Here is a 291-nt window from a genome sequence, read left to right as displayed (position 1 = left end):
CCATAGACAATACGTTGCCGATGTAGGGGGGCAGGTAGCCCGGCAGGCGCCCGGCAATCGCGCAGGCCAACGGCGGGGCGATCAGCGCACCCAGTATTGCGCTGGCTACAATCACTGTCGGATTGCCGCCATAGGTCAACACCGCAGCGGGCACCACCGATACCAGGGGCACATAGGTCGGATACCAACCCCGCTCACGCCATTGCCGACGCCACAGGATAATGCCGATGAGCGAGGTCAACGCTTGGCCCGCAATCAAGTGTGGCAACCATCCAGATCCATAAGCAGGGC

At 62.2% G+C, this 291-nt stretch carries 1 protein-coding gene; it reads right to left on the bottom strand.

Annotation, left to right across the window (positions count from 1 at the left end):
• Positions 1–241: hypothetical protein (locus AC0L3B_RS39265; protein WP_473383143.1), on the bottom strand; the 241-nt coding region annotated here is incomplete at its 3' end.
• Between the last annotated feature and the right edge of the window lie 50 nt (positions 242–291).

This window comes from Bradyrhizobium sp. Kon56 (assembly GCF_055807635.1).
Note: the sequence above shows the minus strand (reverse complement) of the source record. Positions and strands in the feature narration are given on the sequence as shown.